Source organism: Pseudomonas sp. LAP_36, assembly GCF_019456785.1.
In the GTDB taxonomy this organism is placed as follows: Bacteria; Pseudomonadota; Gammaproteobacteria; order Pseudomonadales; family Pseudomonadaceae; genus Aquipseudomonas; species Aquipseudomonas tritici.
Map to the genome: position 1 here is coordinate 418,136 of NZ_JAHZMS010000004.1, position 19,104 is coordinate 437,239.

Genomic DNA, 19,104 nt, shown 5'->3' on the forward strand with positions numbered 1-19,104 from the left:
TTATTTCTCCGCCTTGAGCACATCCGGCAGGTAGGCGCGGTGGAAGCCGTTGAACGGTTCGCTCGACGGTTGCGCCTTGTGCAACGGCCAGGCGCGGCTGCCGAGGCTGGCGGCGCCGTCAATGCGCAGGGTGCTACCGCTGATAAAGGCGGCGGCGGGGCTGAGCAGGAAGACGATGGCCGCGCTGACTTCCGACTCGGTGCCGATACGCTTGAGCGGCACATGCTCGCGCAGGGTTGGAATCACTGCCTTGAACGCACCTTCGTAGGTGTCCATGCCGCTGGAAGCGATCCAGCCCGGCGCGACGGCGTTGACTCGCACGCCGGCACAACCCCACTCAAAGGCGGCGGTCTTGGTGAAGTTGTCCATGCCGGCGCGCGCCGCGCCCGAGTGGCCCATGCCGGGCATGCCGCCCCACATGTCCGCGAGCATGTTGACGATGGCACCACCGTGCTTGCTCATGGATTGGTTGAACACTTCACGGGCCATCAGGAAACCGCCGACCAGGTTGGTGCGCAGCACGGTTTCAAAGCCTTTCTGGTTGATCGAGGCCAATGGTGACGGGTACTGGCCGCCGGCGTTATTCACCAAACCGTGGATCGGGCCGTGATCACTCAGGATCTGGCTGACCAGCGTCTTCACCGCCTCCTCATCGCGAATGTCGCAGGCCTGCCAATGAGCGATGCCACCGTCTTCAGCGATTTCCGCTGCGACCGCTTGCAGCTTTTCCGGCTTGCGTCCCACCAGAATCACCTGGGCGCCCAAGGCTGCCAATTCGTGTGCAGTGCAACGGCCAATCCCGCTGCCACCGCCGGTGACAATCACGGTTTGCCCCTGAAACAGGTCGGCTTTGAAGATCGAGTCGAAGGCCACGGCAACGCTCCTGGTTATACGAGTTGATCGGCTATGTGCTGCGGCACGGCAATCGGGATTTCCAGCAGTTGCTGGGCGAAGGCTTTACCTTGCGGGTCAATGCGCAGGCTGGCGATGCCACCACCACCGAGTGCGTTTTCCAGCAAAAAGTTGAGGCTGTGGCTGCCGGGCAAATACCAGCGCTCGACGCGGCCATGCACGGGATCCAGTACGTGGCCCATCCAATCGACAATCACCTCCGGGGTCAGCGCCTCGGCGATCCACGGCAGGTAGTCGGGGTCACGGGCGATTACGCCGATGTTGCTGTGGTTACCCTTGTCGCCGGAGCGCGCCACGGCCAGTTTCACCAGAGGCACGCTGGCGTCGGCGCGGCCTTGGGGTTTGGGTGGGACGATCGGTGCAGCGGGCAGGGTGGGGGCGTCGGCAATCGGCAGTGCGCAGGTGTGGCGTTCGCCTCGGAGGTCGATTTCCAGCTCGCAGGCGGATTTGTCGATCAGGAACGAAAACAGCCGAATCAGCGGATACACCGTTGGCCGCCCGCCGACGATGCCGGTCAGCCCTGGCGCCATGCCGGTGGCGGCCTGGGCAATCTCGCGGGCGAACAGCACCAGCGCCTGTTTACTGGGGTGTCGCACCGCCAATTTCACCACCACTTCGCGGCAGTCCTGGCGCATCGCATGGGCGCCATAAGTCGCTTCGCTGCCCAGCAGTTCGATATTCACCTCGGTGTAGGGCGCCCAGCCGCGTTGGCTGAACAGCTCCGAGGTTTTGTTGATGATCGCCTGGCCGACCCGTTCGGCCTTGGCCACCGCATCGATTCCGGCGATCAGGCAACTGGCGGTGCAGCGAAAACCCTCCGGGTAGGTGGCGCTGACTTTGTACTGGTCGGTTGGGGGCGAGCCCTTGGCGCCATGCAGGCGCACCCGGTTCTTACCTTGCTGCTGCAATTTGACCTGGCTGAAATCGCAGATGACATCCGGTAGCAGGTAGGCATGCGGATCGCCGATTTCATACAGCAACTGTTCGGCCACGCTGAGTTCGCTGATCAGCCCACCGCTGCCGTCGACTTTACTCACAATAAACTGGCCGTCGGCGCTGACGTCTACGATAGGAAAGCCGATGTGCTCGTAGTCCGGTACCTCGCGCCAATCGGTGAAATTGCCGCCGGTGCACTGCGCGCCGCATTCGATGATATGCCCGGCCAGTGCGGCCTGGGCGAGGCGGTCGTAGTCCTGCCAGGACCAGTTGAACGCATGCACCAACGCCGCGCTGACCACCGCACTGTCCACCACGCGGCCGGTGATGACGATGTCCGCGCCCAATGCCAGCGCCTGTGCAATGCCCGGTGCGCCGAGGTAAGCATTGGCGGACACGCACATCGGCGGCAGCGGTGCGCCATTGAACATATCGGTGATGCCGTGCAGCCGTTTGAGCTGAGGCTGCAGGTCATCCCCCAGCAACACGGCGATGTTCAGTGCAACGCCCGCATGGTCACAGGCTGCTTGCAGAGCGGCGGCGCAGGCCTGGGGGTTGATGCCGCCAGCGTTGCTGATCACACGGACGCCCTGGCGTTGGATATCGCCCAGCAACGGCGTGAGCACGTCGACAAAATCCGTGGCGTAGCCGGCCTGGGGATCTTTCATCCGCGCACCGGCCAGGATCGACATCGTGACTTCCGCCAGGTAGTCGAAGACCAGGTAATCCAGCTCACCGCCGTGCACCAACTGCGCGGCAGCGGTACACGTGTCGCCCCAGAAGGCGCTGGCACAGCCGATACGAACCGTCTTGCTCATGAGAAATCCTTCCTCGAATGGCTGTTAGCGAGACTACCAAGCAAGCGCTTGGTTTGTAAACTCCATGCACAAGTTTTAGCCAAGCGCTTGCTTGGGTGGCTGTCACGGCCTAAATTGCCGGCCAAGACGTCCGTGGAAGTAGAGGAGAGAGGCATGGATGAGCATAAAGCCCTGCGGGTGATGCGCACCATGATCGACGGCGGCCAATTGACCGACCCCGAAAGCGCTCGTGGCAAGCTGCTGCAAACGGCGGCCCACCTGTTTCGCAACAAGGGCTTCGAGCGCACCACCGTGCGCGACCTGGCCAGCGCCGTGGGTATCCAGTCCGGCAGTATCTTTCATCACTTCAAGAGCAAGGACGAGATCCTGCGCGCGGTGATGGAAGAAACCATCCACTACAACACCGCGATGATGCGCGCATCTCTTGAGGAAGCCACCGACGTACGCGAACGTGTGTTGGCGCTGATCCGCTGCGAATTGCAGTCGATCATGGGCGGCAGCGGCGAAGCGATGGCGGTGCTGGTGTACGAATGGCGCTCGCTGTCGGCTGAAGGCCAGGCTCAGGTGCTGGCTCTGCGCGATGTGTACGAGGCGCTGTGGCTGCAAGTGCTGGGCGAGGCCAAGGACGCCGGCTATATCCGTGGCGATGTGTTTATCACCCGGCGCTTCCTGACCGGCGCTTTGTCCTGGACCACCACTTGGTTCCGCGCCGAGGGCAGCATGACCCTCGAGCAATTAGCCGAAGAAGCCCTGCTGATGGTTCTGAAGGCCGATTGAGGCGCAAGGTATTAATTTGCCGGAGAAAAGTTGTCTCGCCAGACAAAAACGCCTAGCTTATCGCCATTAGCGTGTTGAACGGTGTGTGCCTTGATGTTTTCGCCATGGCGGCTGGCTGCAGGACTAACTTTTTGGGCAGTGGGCGCCGCGTGGTGGATGCCGGCTTCGGCTGCCCAATTGGTCAGGATCGGCGCGGCGCATTTCCCGCCTTACACCGTGCGTCCGGAGCAGGGCGCTGACACCGGTTTGCTGCCGCAACTGGTCGAGGCCTTGAACGCCTCGCAGACCGATTATAAATTTGTGCTGGTGCCCACCTCAATTCCGCGACGTTTTCGCGATTTCGAGCAGGGCCGGATTGATATGGCCATCTTCGAAAACCCCGACTGGGGCTGGCAGGAGATCCCCCACACGACAGTCGACATGGGCCTGGAAGACGCGGAAATTTTCGTCGCCCAGCGTGAGCCTGGTCGCGACCAGGCCTATTTCGCTGACCTGAACGGCAAGCATTTGGCGGTATTCAGCGGTTACCACTACGCCTTCGCACATTTCAACCCCGATCCCAAGTACATGGCTGAGCACTTCAACGCCACGTTGACCTACTCCCATGACAGCAACCTGTTGATGGTCGCGCGCGGGCGGGCCGACATCGCCTTGGTGACCCGTTCTTACCTGAGTGATTTCATGGTGCGCAACGTGGACATGGCCGGGCAGTTCCTGGTGTCGGAGCGTATCGACCAGGTGTATCACCACTACGCATTGCTGCGCCCCAAAGCGCCGATCACGGGGGAAGCGTTTTCCGCGTTGCTCAAGCGCTTGCGCGAAAATGGCGAGATGTTGAAGATTTTCGAGCCGTATCGGATTGATGTGACGCCGGTACCCTGAGAGGCACAACACAGATCAAAACTGTGGGAGCTGGCTTGCCTGCGATAGCGGTGTATCAGGGAAAACATGGGTAGCTGACCCACCGCTATCGCAGGCAAGCCAGCTTCCACATTGTTTACAGCGGCGTGTCAGACCCGCCGCGCAAACGTATCGCTGTGGTTGCCCGACACCTTGCGGCAATGCACCAGCGCATCCCGAATCATAAAATTCACCAAGGTCGGCGATACGCCGAGTTCCTTGGCGATATCCTTTTGCGGCACGCCATGCAGGCGGTACATCTCGAACGCGTAGCGGGTGCGCTGCGGCAACTCCGTCAGGGCGTCGGCGATGTTTTCCAGGGTATTGAAATTGATGTGCGAGGTTTCCGGTGAAGCGCCGTGAATAACCACATTCAAGCCTTCCTCTTCGGTGCCTGAGTATTTGAGCTCCAGGGCCTGCTTGCGGTAGTGATCGATCGCCAAGTTGCGCACGATCTGGAACAGATAGCTGAGCTGGGCCTTGAACGATGAGGTGATCGTCGGCGCCGACTGCAGGCGGAAGTAGGCATCCTGCACTACGTCTTCGGCCCGGGAGCGGCACCCGGTAATACGTGCCGCAATCTTCACCAGAATCAGTCGATTATCGACGAACGCCTGGAGAAGCGGTGAGTCGCACCTGCCTGTGGATACTTGTTCCGTCATGGAAATCACCTTGTCGCAAAAGAGGTTAGGGGAGGGCGTCCTTGCTGAGGCCTCCTACACATCGGGCAACAAATTATGCTGAATGATAATGATTGTCAAATGAGAAGGCGAACTAATCTTATGCTTTCTGGTTAGGTGTGAACCGCGTCTCGCTTGTACCCGACGACTAATTATTTGCCGGTGCCGTCCGTTCTTCTGGGTGACAGGTCCGTTAGTAAAACGACCAAGGATCAGCACCCGCAGGAGGACGAGATGGGTTTGCATCGTGCACACAGCGTGTTTCAGTTTGGAGTCGTCGCCTGATGAGTACGCCGGCTCGACTGCGCCTGTTCTGCCTGCCTTATTCGGGCGCCAGCGCTATGGTTTACGCGCGTTGGCGCAGGGCCCTGCCAGAGTGGTTGCACGTTTGCCCATTGGAATTGCCTGGCCGTGGCATGCGCATGGACGAACCGTTGCAGCGCGATATCAAAGCCTTGGCTGCGCAGCTCGCGGATGAAATCAGCCGTGACTTGAACGGCCCTTATGCCTTGTTCGGCCACAGCCTCGGCGGCCTGCTCGCCTTCGAACTGGCCCACGCGCTGAATGCACGCAATGTGCCTGCGCCGTTGGCGCTGTTCGCTTCAGGTACAGCCGGGCCGGCACGTCGTGACGTGAGCGAATACGCCATCGAAAAGACCGACGAACAACTGATCACCCGCCTGCGCGAGCTGCAAGGCACCGCCGAAGAAGCCCTGGCCAACCCCGAGTTGATGCAGTTGATGCTGCCAATCCTGCGCGCCGATTTTCTCTTGTGCGGCAGCTTCACCTATGGCGAGCGGGCGCCGCTGGGCATGCCGATTCATGTATTTGGCGGCAAACAGGACAGCGTGCGCGCCGACCAGTTGCTCGACTGGCAACTCGACGCCGCCAGTGGCTTTTCCCTGGACATGTTCGACGGCCACCACTTCTTCCTCATCCAACACGAAAGCGCCGTGCTGCGCTGCGTGCGGCGCTACGCCGACGAACACCTGGCCCGCTGGCGCAACGGCGCGGCGCGGCAACTGGCCGCCGGCTAAAAGCCCCCCCAATTCCCGAATTTCCCGCAAGCCGATTTCAGGCAGGAACCCCATGATGGACGCCTTCGAACTTCCCCAAACGCTGGTCCAGTCCCTTCAACGTCGCGCCGTGCAGACGCCTGACCAGGTCGCTCTGCGCTTCCTCGCTGAGTCGGCCGAGCACAGCGTTGTGCTCAGTTACCGCGACCTGGACCTGCGCGCCCGCAGCATCGCCGCTGCCTTGCAAGCCAATGCGGACCTGGGCGACCGTGCGGTGCTGTTGTTCCCCAGCGGCCCGGATTACGTCGCGGCGTTCTTTGGTTGCCTGTACGCCGGGGTCATTGCGGTGCCGGCTTACCCGCCGGAGTCGACCCGTCGACACCACCAGGAACGCCTGCTGTCGATCATCAGCGATGCCGAGCCGCGCCTGCTGCTGACCGTCGCGAGCCTTGCCGATGGCCTGGCGCAGATCGAAAACGCCCCAATGGTATTGAGCGTCGATACTCTGGAGAGTGCCGGCACTTGGATCGCCCCCGACCTGCACCCCAATGACATCGCATTCCTGCAATACACCTCCGGCTCCACCGCATTGCCCAAGGGCGTGCAAGTCAGCCATGGCAACCTGGTGGCCAACGAAGTGCTGATCCGTCGCGGCTTTGGCATCGACCTTAACCCGGATGACGTGATCGTCAGCTGGCTGCCGCTGTACCACGACATGGGCCTGATCGGCGGCCTGCTGCAACCAATCTTCAGCGGCGTGCCCTGCGTGTTGATGTCGCCGGCGTACTTCCTCGGTCGGCCATTGCGCTGGCTGGAAGCGATCAGCGAATACGGCGGTACCATCAGCGGCGGCCCGGATTTCGCCTATCGCCTGTGCAGCGAAAGGGTCAGCGAGTCGGCGTTGGAGCGCCTGGACTTGAGCCAGTGGCGCGTGGCCTATTCCGGCTCCGAACCGATCCGCCTCGACACCCTGGAACGCTTCGCCGAGAAGTTCGCGGCCTGCGGTTTTACCCCGAATAATTTCTTCGCGTCCTACGGCCTGGCTGAAGCGACCCTGTTTGTCGCTGGTGGCATTCGCGGCCATGGCATCCCGGCGCTGCGCGTCGACGAGCAGGCATTGGCTGCCAACCGTGCCGAGCCGGGGCAGGGCAGTGCGATCATGAGTTGCGGCACCAGCCAACCCGAACACGCGGTGCTGATCGCCGACCCGCACACCCTCACCGAACTGGCCGAGAATAACGTCGGCGAGCTCTGGGCCACCGGGCCGAGCATCGCCCACGGCTACTGGCGCAACCCCGAAGCCACCGCCAAGACCTTTGTGCGACACGCTGGCCGTACCTGGCTGCGCACCGGCGACCTGGGTTTTATCCGCGACGGTGAGGTGTACATCACCGGCCGCCTGAAAGACCTGCTGATCGTGCGCGGTCATAACCTGTACCCGCAGGACATCGAGCAGACCATCGAGCGCGAAGTGGAAGTGGTGCGCAAAGGCCGGGTCGCGGCATTCGCAGTGAATGACCAGGGCCTGGAAGGTATCGGCATTGCCGCCGAAATCAGCCGCAGCGTGCAGAAAATCCTGCCGCCCGATGCGCTGATCAAGGCGATCCGCCAAGCCGTCGCCGAGGCGTATCAGGAGGCGCCGAGCGTGGTGGTGCTGCTCAACCCGGGTGCCTTGCCGAAGACCTCCAGCGGCAAGGTGCAACGTGCAGCGTGTGCGCTGCGGTATGTCGATGGCAGCCTCGACAGCTATGCGCAGTTCCCTGGCCAGCAAACGCAGGTCAACGATGCAGCGCTGGGATCGGAGCTGCAAAATCGGATCGCCGCGATCTGGTGCGAGCAACTGCACGTCGCGACGGTTGCGGCCGATGATCATTTCTTCCTGCTCGGCGGCAACTCCATCACCGCCACCCAGGTGGTCGCGCGCCTGCGTGAAACACTCGGCCTGGAGCTGAACCTGCGCATGCTGTTCGAAGCGCCAACCCTGGAAGGCTTTGCCGCCTATGTTGCGCAGTTGCAGCAAGACGGCGGTGTCGCCCAAGGCGCCATCCAACCCCTGTCACGCCAGGAAGACCTGCCCCAATCCCTGGCGCAAAACCGCCTGTGGATCACCTGGCAACTGGACCCCCACAGCAGCGCCTACACCATCCCCGGCGCCCTGCGCCTGCGCGGCGAGCTGGATGAAGACGCCGTGCGCTTGAGCTTTCAACACCTGGTCCAGCGCCACGAAGCCCTGCGCACCCGCTTCTACGAACGCGACGGCCAGGCCTTCCAGCGCGTCGAGGCCAAGGCGGATTTCGAGCTGCAAGTCATCGACCTCAGCGACCTGCCCGCTGCCGAGCGTGAAGCCCGCGCGCAACAGATCCGCGAAGACGAAGCGCGCACCCAGTTCGACCTGGAAAAAGGCCCGCTGCTGTGGGTGACCCTGGTGCGCCTGGACGATGAAGATCTCCAGTTGCTGGTGACGCTGCACCACATCATCGCTGATGGCTGGTCGCTGAATATCCTCATCGACGAATTCTCACGCCTGTACGCCGCCGCAACCCAGGGCGAAACCCTTGAGCTGCCGCCGCTGGCCCTGCAATACGCCGACTACGGTAGCTGGCAGCGCCAATGGCTGGCCGAAGGCGAAGGCCAGCGCCAATTGGCGTACTGGAAAGCGCAACTCGGTGAAGAACATCCAACCCTGAGCCTGGCAACCGACCACCCGCGCTCGGCGCAACACCGGAACAGCGCTTCGCGTCATACCGTACGAACTAGCGTGCACCTCAGCGAAGCGATCCGCCAGACCGCCCAGGCCAACCAATCCACCCCGTTCATGTTGTTACTGGCAGCATTCCAGAGCCTGCTCTACCGCTACAGCGGTCAGCGTGACATTCGCATCGGCGTGCCCAACGCCAACCGTCCGCGCCAGGAAACCCAAGGCCTGGTCGGCTTTTTCATCAACACGCAGGTCATGCGTGCCGAGCTGGACGGGCGTCTGCCGTTCAACGACCTGTTGGCCGCGACTCGCCAGGCTGCGTTGGGCGCCCAGGCCCATCAGGACCTGCCGTTCGAACAACTGCTGGAAGCCTTCCCGCAAGCGCGCGAACAGGGTCTGTTCCAGGTCATGTTCAACCACCAGCAACGCGACCTCAGCGCCTTGCGCCGTCTGCCGGGCATGCTCGCCGACGAGCTGCCATGGCACAGCCGCGAAGCCAAGTTCGACCTGCAACTGCACAGCGAAGAAGACCGTAACGGGCGCCTGAGCCTGTCGTTCGACTACGCCGACGAATTGTTTGACAGCGCGACCATCCAGCGCCTGGCCGAGCACTTCATCAACCTGTTGCAAGGCGCGTGTGACCAGCCGCAGCAAGCCATCGGCGATCTCAAGCTGATGCAGGAAGACGAGCAGCAACCGTGGAGTGAAGCGCCGTGCGCGCCCGCCCAGCAATGGCTGCCAGAGCTGCTCAACAGGCACACCTCGGACAGCCCCGCACTGGTCTGGGAGCGCAGCAGCCTGACCTTCGCGCAATTGCACACCCAGGCCAATCGCCTGGCTCACTATCTGCGCGACAAGGGTGTCGGCCCGGATGTGTGCGTGGCGATCGCCGCCGAGCGTTCGCCGCAACTGCTGATCGGCCTGCTGGCGATCATCAAGGCCGGTGGCGCCTACGTGCCGCTGGACCCGGATTACCCCGCCGAGCGCCTGGCCTACATGCTGGAGGACAGCGGCGCGCATCTGCTGCTGACCCAGACCGCGTTGCTGGACCACGTGCCAGTTGCCTGCGGCGTCTGCGTGATTGCGATGGACAGCCTGCACCTCGACAGCTGGCCGACCCAGCCGCCCGGCCTGCACCTGCACGGCGATAACCTCGCCTACGTGATCTACACCTCCGGCTCCACCGGCCAGCCCAAAGGCGTGGGCAATACGCATGCGGCCCTGGCCGAACGCTTGCAGTGGATGCAGGCCACCTATCAACTGAATGACACCGATGTGCTGATGCAAAAGGCACCGATCAGTTTCGACGTGTCGGTGTGGGAATGTTTCTGGCCGCTGATCACCGGTTGCCGCCTGGTGCTGGCCGGCCCTGGCGAGCATCGCGACCCGCACCGTATCGCGCAGTTGGTGCAGGAACACGGCGTGACCACGTTGCACTTTGTGCCGCCGCTGCTGCAGCTGTTCATCGACGAACCGCTGGCCGCCGAATGCACCAGCCTGCGTCGCCTGTTTTCCGGTGGCGAAGCCTTGCCCGCCGAACTGCGCAACCGCGTCCTGGCGCAGTTGCCGGCGGTGCAGCTGCACAACCGTTATGGCCCGACCGAAACCGCGATCAACGTGACCCACTGGCACTGCCGCGCGGAGGACGGCGAGCGCTCGCCGATTGGCCGCCCGCTGGGCAATGTGATCTGCCGCGTGCTGGACGATCAGCTCAACCCCGTGCCGCGGGGTGTGCCGGGTGAACTGTGCATCGGCGGTATCGGCCTGGCCCGGGGTTATCTGGGGCGCGCCGGGTTGACGGCTGAGCGCTTTGTCGCCGACCACTCGGGTGCGCGACTTTATCGCACCGGTGACCGTGCCCGTTGGAGTGCCGATGGTGTGCTTGAGTACCTGGGCCGTCTCGACCAGCAGGTCAAGCTGCGCGGTTTCCGCGTGGAGCCGGAAGAAATCGAAGCGCGCATGCTGGCCCTGGACGGCATCGCCCAAGCCGTGGTGCTGGTGCGTGACGCGCAGTTGATCGGCTACTACACCGCCCACGGCGAACGGGATGAACAGCAGGTCAAAATTGCCCTGGCCGCCGAGCTGCCGGAGTACATGGTGCCCGCGCTGCTGATGCGCCTGGACGCCATGCCCCTGAGCCCCAGCGGCAAGCTGGACCGTCGCGCGTTGCCTGAGCCGGTGTGGCAAACCCGCGAACACATTGAGCCCGGAACCCCACTGCAACAGCAGATCGCCGCCATCTGGCGCGAAGTCCTCGGCCTGCCAAAAATCGGCCTGCGCGATGACTTCTTCGCCCTCGGCGGCCACTCGTTGCTGGCCACGCAGATCATCTCCCGTACCCGCCAAGCGTGTGACGTCGAGCTGCCGTTACGCACCTTGTTTGAAGCCAGTGAGCTGGGCGCTTTTGCCGAGCAGGTCGGCCTGATCCAGGCGTCGGGCCTACGCAACCAGCAGACGGCTATCGCTAAGGTCGACCGCAGCCAGCCGGTGCCGTTGTCCTATTCCCAGCAGCGCATGTGGTTCCTGTGGCAGATGGAACCGGACAGCCCGGCCTACAACGTCGGCGGCATGGCGCGCTTGCGTGGCGTGCTCGATGTGGGGCGTTTCGAGGCAGCGTTGCAGGCCTTGATCATGCGTCACGAAACCCTGCGCACCACCTTCCCGAGCATCGACGGCGTGGCCTATCAAAAGGTCTCGCCGCAGACCGGCTTGCGCATGGATTGGCAGGATTTTTCAGGCCTGAACGAAACCGAGCGCCAGCAGCGTCTGCAGCAGTTGGCTGATCATGAAGCGCACACGCCGTTCAACCTGGAAACCGGGCCGTTGCTGCGTGCCTGCCTGGTCAAGGCCGGCGAACAGGAACACTACCTGGTGCTGACCCTGCACCACATCGTCACCGAAGGCTGGGCCATGGACATCTTTGCCCGTGAACTCAGCGCGCTGTACGAAGCCTTTATCGACGAGCGCGAATCGCCGCTGGCGCCGTTGCCGGTTCAATACCTGGATTACAGCGTGTGGCAGCGCCAGTGGCTGGAGTCCGGCGAGCGTCAGCGCCAACTCGACTACTGGACCGCGCAACTGGGCACTGAACATCCGCTGCTGGAACTGCCCGGCGACCGCCCACGGCCACCGGTGCAAAGCCATCAGGGCGAGCTGTACCGCTTCGACCTCAGCGATGACCTGGCCGCCCGCGTGCGTACCTTCAATGCCGAGCGCGGCCTGACCCTGTTCATGACCATGACCGCCACCCTGGCCGTGTTGCTCTACCGTTACAGCGGCCAGACCGACCTGCGCATCGGCGCCCCCGTCGCCAACCGTATTCGCCCGGAAAGCGAAGGGCTGATTGGCGCGTTCCTCAACACCCAGGTGCTGCGTTGCCAGCTCAATGGGCAGATGAACGTCGCTGAACTGTTCGAGCACGTGCGCCACACGGTGATCGAAGGCCAGTCCCATCAAGACCTGCCGTTCGACCACCTGGTGGAAGCCCTGCAACCGCCGCGCAGTGCGGCGTACAACCCCCTGTTCCAGGTGATGTGCAACGTGCAGCGCTGGGAATTCCAGCAAAGCCGCCAACTGGCCGGCATGACCGTCGAGTACCTGGCCAACGATGCCCGCGCGACCAAGTTCGACCTCAACCTGGAAGTCACCGACCTCGACCATCGCCTGGGTTGCTGCCTGACCTACAGCACCGACCTGTTCGACGAACCGCGTATTGCGCGCATGGCCGACCATTGGCGCAATCTGCTGGAAGCCTTGATCGCCAATCCGCAGCAACGCCTCAGCGAGTTGCCGTTGCTGAGCGCCGATGAACAGCGTGTGGTGCAAGACAGCCTGGGCGTTGAACAAGGTCAGCACCGTCTCGACCAGTGCATCCATCCACTGTTCAGCGAGCAGGCGATGCATCGCCCTGATGCCCCGGCCCTGACCTTTGCTGGTGAAACGCTCACCTACGCCGAGCTGGACGCCCGCGCCAACCGCCTGGCCTGGATGCTGCGTGAGCGTGGCGTCGGCCCGCAGGTGCGCGTCGGCCTGGCGTTGCCGCGTTCCCTGGAAATGGTCATCGGCCTGCTGGCGATCCTCAAGGCCGGTGGCGCCTATGTGCCGCTGGACCCGGAATACCCGCTGGACCGCCTGCACTACATGATCGAAGACAGCGGCATCGGCCTGCTGCTCAGCGATGCGGCGATGTTCGAAGCCCTCGGCAAGTTGCCGGAGACGGTCGCATGCTGGTGCCTGGAAGATGACTTGCCGGTGCTCGCCAACTACCCGTGCGATGCGCTGCCGTTTATCAGCCTGCCGCAACACCAGGCGTATTTGATCTACACCTCCGGCTCCACCGGCAAGCCGAAAGGCGTGGTGGTGTCCCACGGTGAAATCGCCATGCATTGCGCGGCGGTGATCGAGCGCTTTGGCATGCGTCCCGATGACTGCGAGCTGCACTTCTATTCGATCAACTTCGACGCCGCCACCGAGCGTCTGCTGGTGCCGCTACTCAGCGGTGCCCAGGTAGTGTTGCGTGCCCAGGGCCAGTGGGATGCCGAGGAAATCTGCGGATTGATCCGCACCCATGGCATCAACATCCTGGGCTTCACACCGAGCTACGGCAGCCAGTTGGCGCAGTGGTTGGCGACCCAGCAGCAGACCTTGCCGGTGCGCATGTGCATCACCGGTGGCGAAGCGCTGACCGGCGAGCACTTGCAGCGCATCCGTGCCGCATTTCTGCCTGAGGTGTTCTTCAACGCCTATGGCCCGACCGAAACCGTGGTGATGCCGCTGGCCAGTCTTGCGCCCGAGCAGTTGGAGGAGGGCGCCGCAAGCGTGCCGATCGGCAGCATCATCGGTGAGCGCGTGGCCTACATTCTCGACGCCGACCTGGCGTTGGTGCCGCAGGGTTCGACCGGCGAGTTATACGTTGGCGGCGCCGGTCTGGCGCAGGGTTATCACCAGCGCCCGGGCATGACGGCGGAGCGCTTCGTTGCGGATCCGTTTGCCACGCATGGCGGGCGTCTATATCGCACCGGCGACCTGGTGCGCCAGCGCGCCGATGGCCTGGTGGAGTACCTGGGGCGCATCGACCATCAAGTAAAAATTCGCGGTTTCCGTATTGAACTGGGCGAGATCGAAACCCGCCTGCTGGAGCACGATGGCGTGCGCGAAGCGGTGGTGCTGGCGCTGGATTCGCCAAGCGGCAAACAGTTGGTGGCGTACTTGGTCAGCGACGCAGACCATGGCGCGTTGCGCGACGCACTCAAGGCCCACCTCAAGGCGCAGCTGCCGGACTATATGGTGCCCGCGCACTTGATCGTGCTGGACAGCATGCCGCTGACCGCCAACGGCAAACTCGACCGCCGTGCCTTGCCGCAGCCCGACCCCGAGGCCAATCGCCAACAGTACGTGGCGCCCCGCAATGAGCTGGAAAGCACCTTGGCGGCGATCTGGTGCGCGGTGTTGAATGTGCAGCAAGTCGGCCTGGACGATAACTTCTTTGAACTGGGCGGCGACTCGATCCTGTCGATCCAGGTGGTGAGCCGTGCGCGGCAAGCGGGCATTCACTTCAGCCCGCGCGACCTGTTCCAGCACCAGACCGTGCAAACCCTGGCCGCCGTTGCCACGCGCGCCGAGCAAATCACCGCTGAGCAAGGCGTGCTGACGGGCAGCTCGGGCCTCACGCCGATCCAGCATTGGTTCTTCGATACTGAGATTCCGAATCGTCAGCACTGGAACCAGGCGCTGGTCCTCAAACCGCTGCAACTGCTTGACCCGCATCGCCTGGAGCAAGCACTGCTGGCGGTACTGGAACACCACGACGCCCTGCGCCTGAGCTTCACCCAGCGTGACGCGCAATGGCACGCCGAACACCTCGCCGTACCGCAAGGCGGCGTACTGATGCAGGCGCAAGTACGCGACATGGACCAGTGCACCGCGCTGTTCACCGAGACCCAACGCAGCCTCGACCTGGCACACGGCCCGCTGTTGCGCGCTTTGTTGGTGGATGGTCCCGAGGGCCAGCAACGCCTGCTGATCGCGATCCATCACTTGGTGGTGGACGGCGTATCGTGGCGCGTATTGCTCGAAGACCTGCAAAACGTTTACCGCCAACTGAGCGACGGCCAATCCGTCAGCCTGCCAGCCAAGACCAGTGCGCTACGTGATTGGGCCGCGCGTTTGCAGGCCTACGCCGGCAGCGAATCCCTGCGCGAAGAGTTGAGCGTCTGGCAGCACCAACTGGCCGGCCCGCAGGCCGTACTTCCTGTGGCACTCCCGCAAGGCTCGCTGCGCAACCGTGACGCCGACACCGTCAGCGTGCGCCTGGATGCCGAGCACACCCTCCAGTTGCTGCAACAGGCCCCGAGCGCCTACCGCACCCAGGTCAACGACTTGCTGCTGACCGCGTTGGCGCGCGTGTTGTGCCGCTGGAGTGGTCACGCTTCGGCGCTGATCCAGCTGGAAGGGCACGGCCGCGAAGCCCTGTTCGATGAGGTCGACCTGACCCGCAGTGTCGGCTGGTTCACCAGTGCCTATCCATTGCGCCTCACCCCGCAAGCCGGACAGGGCGATTCGATCAAGGCGATCAAGGAACAACTGCGTGCCGTGCCGCATAAAGGTGTGGGCTATGGCGTGCTGCGCTACCTGGCGGATGACGTGTGGAAACGCGCCATGGCTGCACTGCCGAGCGCGCAGATCACCTTCAACTACCTCGGCCAGTTCGACCAGAGCTTTGGCGCCGATGCACTGTTCCACCCGCTGGATGAGTCCCCGGGCCTGGCCCATGATCCGGATGCGCCGTTGCCCAACGAGTTGAGCGTGGACAGCCAGGTGTACGGCGGCGAGCTGGTGCTGCGCTGGACCTTCAGCCGTGAGCGCCACGATCAACAGACCATTCGCGAATTGGCCGATGCGTATCTGGCCGAACTGCGAAGCCTAGTCGCGCATTGCCTTGAGGACACCGCTGGCGGCCTCACACCGTCCGACTTCCCGCTGGCGCACTTGACCCAGTCACAGCTCGACAGCTTGCCGGTTCCGGCCAGTGCCATCGAAGACGTTTACCCGCTGACCCCGATGCAGGAGGGCCTGCTGCTGCACACCCTGCTGGAGCCGGGCACCGGCCTCTACTACATGCAGGACCGTTACCGCATCAACAGCGCGTTGGACCCGGAGCGTTTTGCCCAGGCCTGGCAAGCGGTGATCGCCCGCCACGAAGCCCTGCGCGCCTCGTTCTGCTGGAACGTCGGCGAAGACATGTTGCAAGTGGTCCATAAACCGGGCAGCACGCCGATTGAGTATCTGGACTGGAGCAACGATCCGGAAAGCGAACAGGAACCGCGCCTTCAAGCCTTGCTCAAGCAAGAGCGCGAAGCCGGTTTCGATCTGCTCGAGCAGGCGCCGTTCCACCTGCGCCTGATCCGTGTCGGTGCTGAGCGTTACTGGTTCATGATGAGCAACCACCACATCCTCATCGATGCCTGGTGCCGGTCGTTGCTGATGAACGACTTCTTCGAGATCTACATGGCCCTGGGCGAAGGCCGCGATGCGCAACTGGCCACGCCACCGCGCTACCGCGACTACATCGCCTGGCTGCAGCGCCAGAACCTGAATGAGGCACGCCAGTGGTGGCAGCAGAACCTGCAAGGCTTCGAGCGCACCACGCCGATTCCGAGCGACCGGCCGTTCCTGCGTGAACACGCGGGCCACAGCGGCGGCATGGTGGTGGGCGATTGCTACACCCGCCTCGATGCCTGCGACGGTGTGCAACTGCGTGAACTGGCCCAGGCCCATCAACTCACCGTCAACACGTTTGCCCAGGCCGCATGGGCGCTGGTACTGCGCCGTTTGAGCGGCGATCGCGACGTGCTGTTCGGCGTCACCGTGGCCGGACGCCCGGTGGACATGCCGCAGATGCAACGCACGGTCGGCCTGTTCATCAACAGCATCGCGCTGCGGGTGAAACTGCCCGAGGATGACCAGCGCTGCAGCGTGCGCCAGTGGTTGAGTGGCCTGCTCGACAGCAATATGCAGCTGCGCGAGTACGAATACCTGCCGCTGGTGACGATCCAGGAACACAGCGAATTGCCCAAGGGCCAGCCGCTGTTCGACAGCCTGTTCGTGTTCGAAAACGCCCCGGTGGAAGTCTCGGTGCTGGACCGCGCGCAAAGCCTGAATGCCACCTCGGACTCCGGTCGCACTCACACCAATTTCCCGCTGACGGCTGTGTGTTATCCGGGTGATGACCTCGGTTTGCATCTCTCCTATGACCAGCGTTATTTCGACGAAACCACCGTGCAAGGCATGCTCGGCGAGTTCAAGCGCCTGCTGCTGGCGCTGGTGCAGGGCTTCCATGGCGACATGGCCGACCTGCCGCTGATCGGCGAGCAGGAGCGCGCGTTCCTGGTGGACGGCTGTAATCAGAGCGAACACGCCTATCCGCTGGAGCGCAGCTATATCGAGTTGTTCGAAGAACAAGTGGCCGCGCATCCGCAGCGCATCGCCGCCAGTTGCCTCGACCAGCAGTGGACCTATGACGAACTGAACCGCCGCAGCAACGGTCTGGGTCATGCGCTGATCGCAGCAGGCGTCGACCTGGATCAACCGGTTGCCTTGCTGGCCGAACGTAACTTGGATTTGCTGGGCATGATCATCGGCAGCTTCAAGGGCGGTGCCGGCTACCTGCCGCTGGACCCGGGCCTGCCGAGCCAGCGTCTGCGCAGCATCATCGACCTGAGCCGCACGCCGTTGCTGGTGTGCACTGAGGCCTGTCGCGAGCAGGCCATCGCGTTGCTGGACGGTTTCGACTGCCAGTTGCTGGTGTGGGAAGAAATACCGGCGCGTGGCGAAAATCCTGGCATCTACAGCGGCCCGGGCAACCTCGCCTACGTGATCTACACCTCGGGCTCCACCGGCCTGCCCAAGGGCGTGATGGTCGAGCAGCGCGGCATGCTCAATAACCAACTGAGCAAGGTGCCGTACCTGGCCTTGAGCGACGCGGACGTGATCGCGCAAACCGCTTCGCAGAGCTTCGATATTTCCGTGTGGCAATTCCTCGCTGCACCGCTGTTCGGCGCACGGGTGGATATCGTGCCGAATACCATCGCGCATGATCCCCAGGGCCTGCTGGAGCATGTCCAAGCCCAAGGCATCAGCGTGCTGGAAAGCGTGCCGTCACTGATCCAGGGCATGCTGGCCCAGGACCGTATCAGCCTGGACGGCCTGCGCTGGATGCTACCCACCGGTGAAGCGATGCCGCCGGAGCTGGCGCACCAATGGCTGCTGCGCTACCCGCAGATTGGCTTGGTCAACGCGTATGGCCCGGCGGAATGCTCGGATGACGTGGCGTTCTACCGCGTCGACCTGGCGTCTACCCGCGGTACTTACCTACCGATTGGTACGCCCACCGACAACAACCGTTTGTACCTGTTGGACGGTGCGCTGGAGTTGGTGCCCCAAGGCGCTGTGGGCGAGCTGTGCGTCGCCGGCACTGGCGTCGGTCGCGGCTACGTCAGCGATCCGCTGCGCACCGCCCCGGTGTTCGTGCCCAACCCCTTCGGCGCACCGGGCGAGCGCCTGTACCGCACCGGCGACCTGGCGCGGCGTCGCAGCGATGGCGTGCTGGAGTACGTCGGGCGTGTCGACCACCAAGTGAAGATTCGCGGCTACCGCATCGAACTGGGCGAAATCGAAGCGCGCTTGCACGAACAACCGGAAATACGCGACGCGGCGGTGGGTGTGCAGGAAGGCGTCAACGGTAAGCATTTGGTTGGCTACCTGGTGGCAGCTGATGAAGCGCTCAACCCAAGCGAACGCCTGGACCGCATCAAACAACGCCTGCGCGCCGAACTGCCGGAATACATGGTGCCGCTGCACTGGCTCTGGCTCGACCGCCTGCCGCACAACGCCAACGGCAAACTCGACCGCAACGCCCTGCCGGCCCTGGAGATCGGCCAGTTGCACAACCAGGACTACCTGGCGCCACGCAACGAACTGGAAACCACCCTGGCCGCGATCTGGGCCGAGGTGCTGAAAGTCGAAAGGGTAGGGGTGCAGGACAACTTCTTTGAGCTGGGCGGGCACTCGTTGCTGGCGACGCAGATTGCCTCGCGGGTGCAGAAAACATTGCAGCGCGATGTACCGCTAAGGGCGATGTTTGAGTGCAGCACGGTGGCGGAGTTGGCTGAATATATTGAGGGGTTGGCGGGGAATGAGATCAGTGCGGAGAAGGTGGATCGGTTGAGTGATTTGATGGCGGAATTGGAGGGGCTTTGATGGGGTCGCTTGTCAGAACTGTCAATTCTGACAGTAGGCAAGTGGGCTCATACGAGGTTTAGATAACCATTGTTTCCTGGCCTGCAGAGGCGGGCCGGGTGGTTATCTTT

The 19,104-nt window shown here is 63.2% G+C and carries 7 protein-coding genes; 4 read left to right on the plus strand and 3 right to left on the minus strand.

From position 1 onward, the window contains the following. Entirely contained in the window at positions 1–873 is an 873-nt protein-coding gene (locus tag JBO08_RS16695; protein ID WP_065873402.1) for an SDR family oxidoreductase, read from the minus strand. A gap of 14 nt (positions 874–887) precedes the next feature. Further along, positions 888–2,666 (minus strand): acyclic terpene utilization AtuA family protein, encoded by a 1,779-nt coding sequence (locus tag JBO08_RS16700; protein ID WP_065873401.1) that lies wholly within the window; start codon positions 2,664–2,666, stop codon positions 888–890. Positions 2,667–2,819: 153 nt separating this feature from the next. On the opposite strand from JBO08_RS16700, the gene JBO08_RS16705 reads away from it, so the two are divergent. Then, positions 2,820–3,443 (plus strand): TetR/AcrR family transcriptional regulator, encoded by a 624-nt coding sequence (locus JBO08_RS16705; protein WP_065873400.1) that lies wholly within the window; start codon positions 2,820–2,822, stop codon positions 3,441–3,443. A gap of 93 nt (positions 3,444–3,536) precedes the next feature. Then, on the plus strand, positions 3,537–4,325 hold the full coding sequence (locus tag JBO08_RS16710) for an ABC transporter substrate-binding protein (RefSeq protein WP_083207168.1): 789 nt from the start codon (positions 3,537–3,539) through the stop codon (positions 4,323–4,325). A gap of 128 nt (positions 4,326–4,453) precedes the next feature. Here the strand turns inward: JBO08_RS16710 and JBO08_RS16715 are convergent, their stop codons facing one another. After that, the gene (locus tag JBO08_RS16715; RefSeq protein WP_027603895.1) at positions 4,454–5,005 is read right to left on the minus strand and encodes an RNA polymerase factor sigma-70; all 552 of its coding nucleotides are present in this window, start codon (positions 5,003–5,005) and stop codon (positions 4,454–4,456) included. Between the two features lie 302 nt (positions 5,006–5,307). Here JBO08_RS16715 and JBO08_RS16720 point away from each other — a divergent pair, with 302 nt between their 5' ends. After that, a complete protein-coding gene (locus JBO08_RS16720) occupies positions 5,308–6,060 on the plus strand; it encodes a thioesterase II family protein (RefSeq protein ID WP_065873398.1) in 753 nt (250 codons plus the stop codon). A 52-nt stretch (positions 6,061–6,112) separates the two neighbouring features. Next, on the plus strand, positions 6,113–18,994 hold the full coding sequence (locus tag JBO08_RS16725; RefSeq protein ID WP_220074767.1) for a non-ribosomal peptide synthetase: 12,882 nt from the start codon (positions 6,113–6,115) through the stop codon (positions 18,992–18,994). Positions 18,995–19,104: the final 110 nt, after the last annotated feature.

Excerpts from the sequence above, each read along its gene's own strand:
- JBO08_RS16710 (WP_083207168.1), top strand. The coding sequence starts at position 3,537 with ATGTTTTCGCCATGGCGGCTGGCTGCAGGACTAACTTTTTGGGCAGTG.
- JBO08_RS16715 (WP_027603895.1), bottom strand. The coding sequence starts at position 5,005 with ATGACGGAACAAGTATCCACAGGCAGGTGCGACTCACCGCTTCTCCAG.
- JBO08_RS16700 (WP_065873401.1), bottom strand. The coding sequence starts at position 2,666 with ATGAGCAAGACGGTTCGTATCGGCTGTGCCAGCGCCTTCTGGGGCGAC.
- JBO08_RS16725 (WP_220074767.1), top strand. The coding sequence starts at position 6,113 with ATGATGGACGCCTTCGAACTTCCCCAAACGCTGGTCCAGTCCCTTCAA.
- JBO08_RS16720 (WP_065873398.1), top strand. The coding sequence starts at position 5,308 with ATGAGTACGCCGGCTCGACTGCGCCTGTTCTGCCTGCCTTATTCGGGC.
- JBO08_RS16705 (WP_065873400.1), top strand. The coding sequence starts at position 2,820 with ATGGATGAGCATAAAGCCCTGCGGGTGATGCGCACCATGATCGACGGC.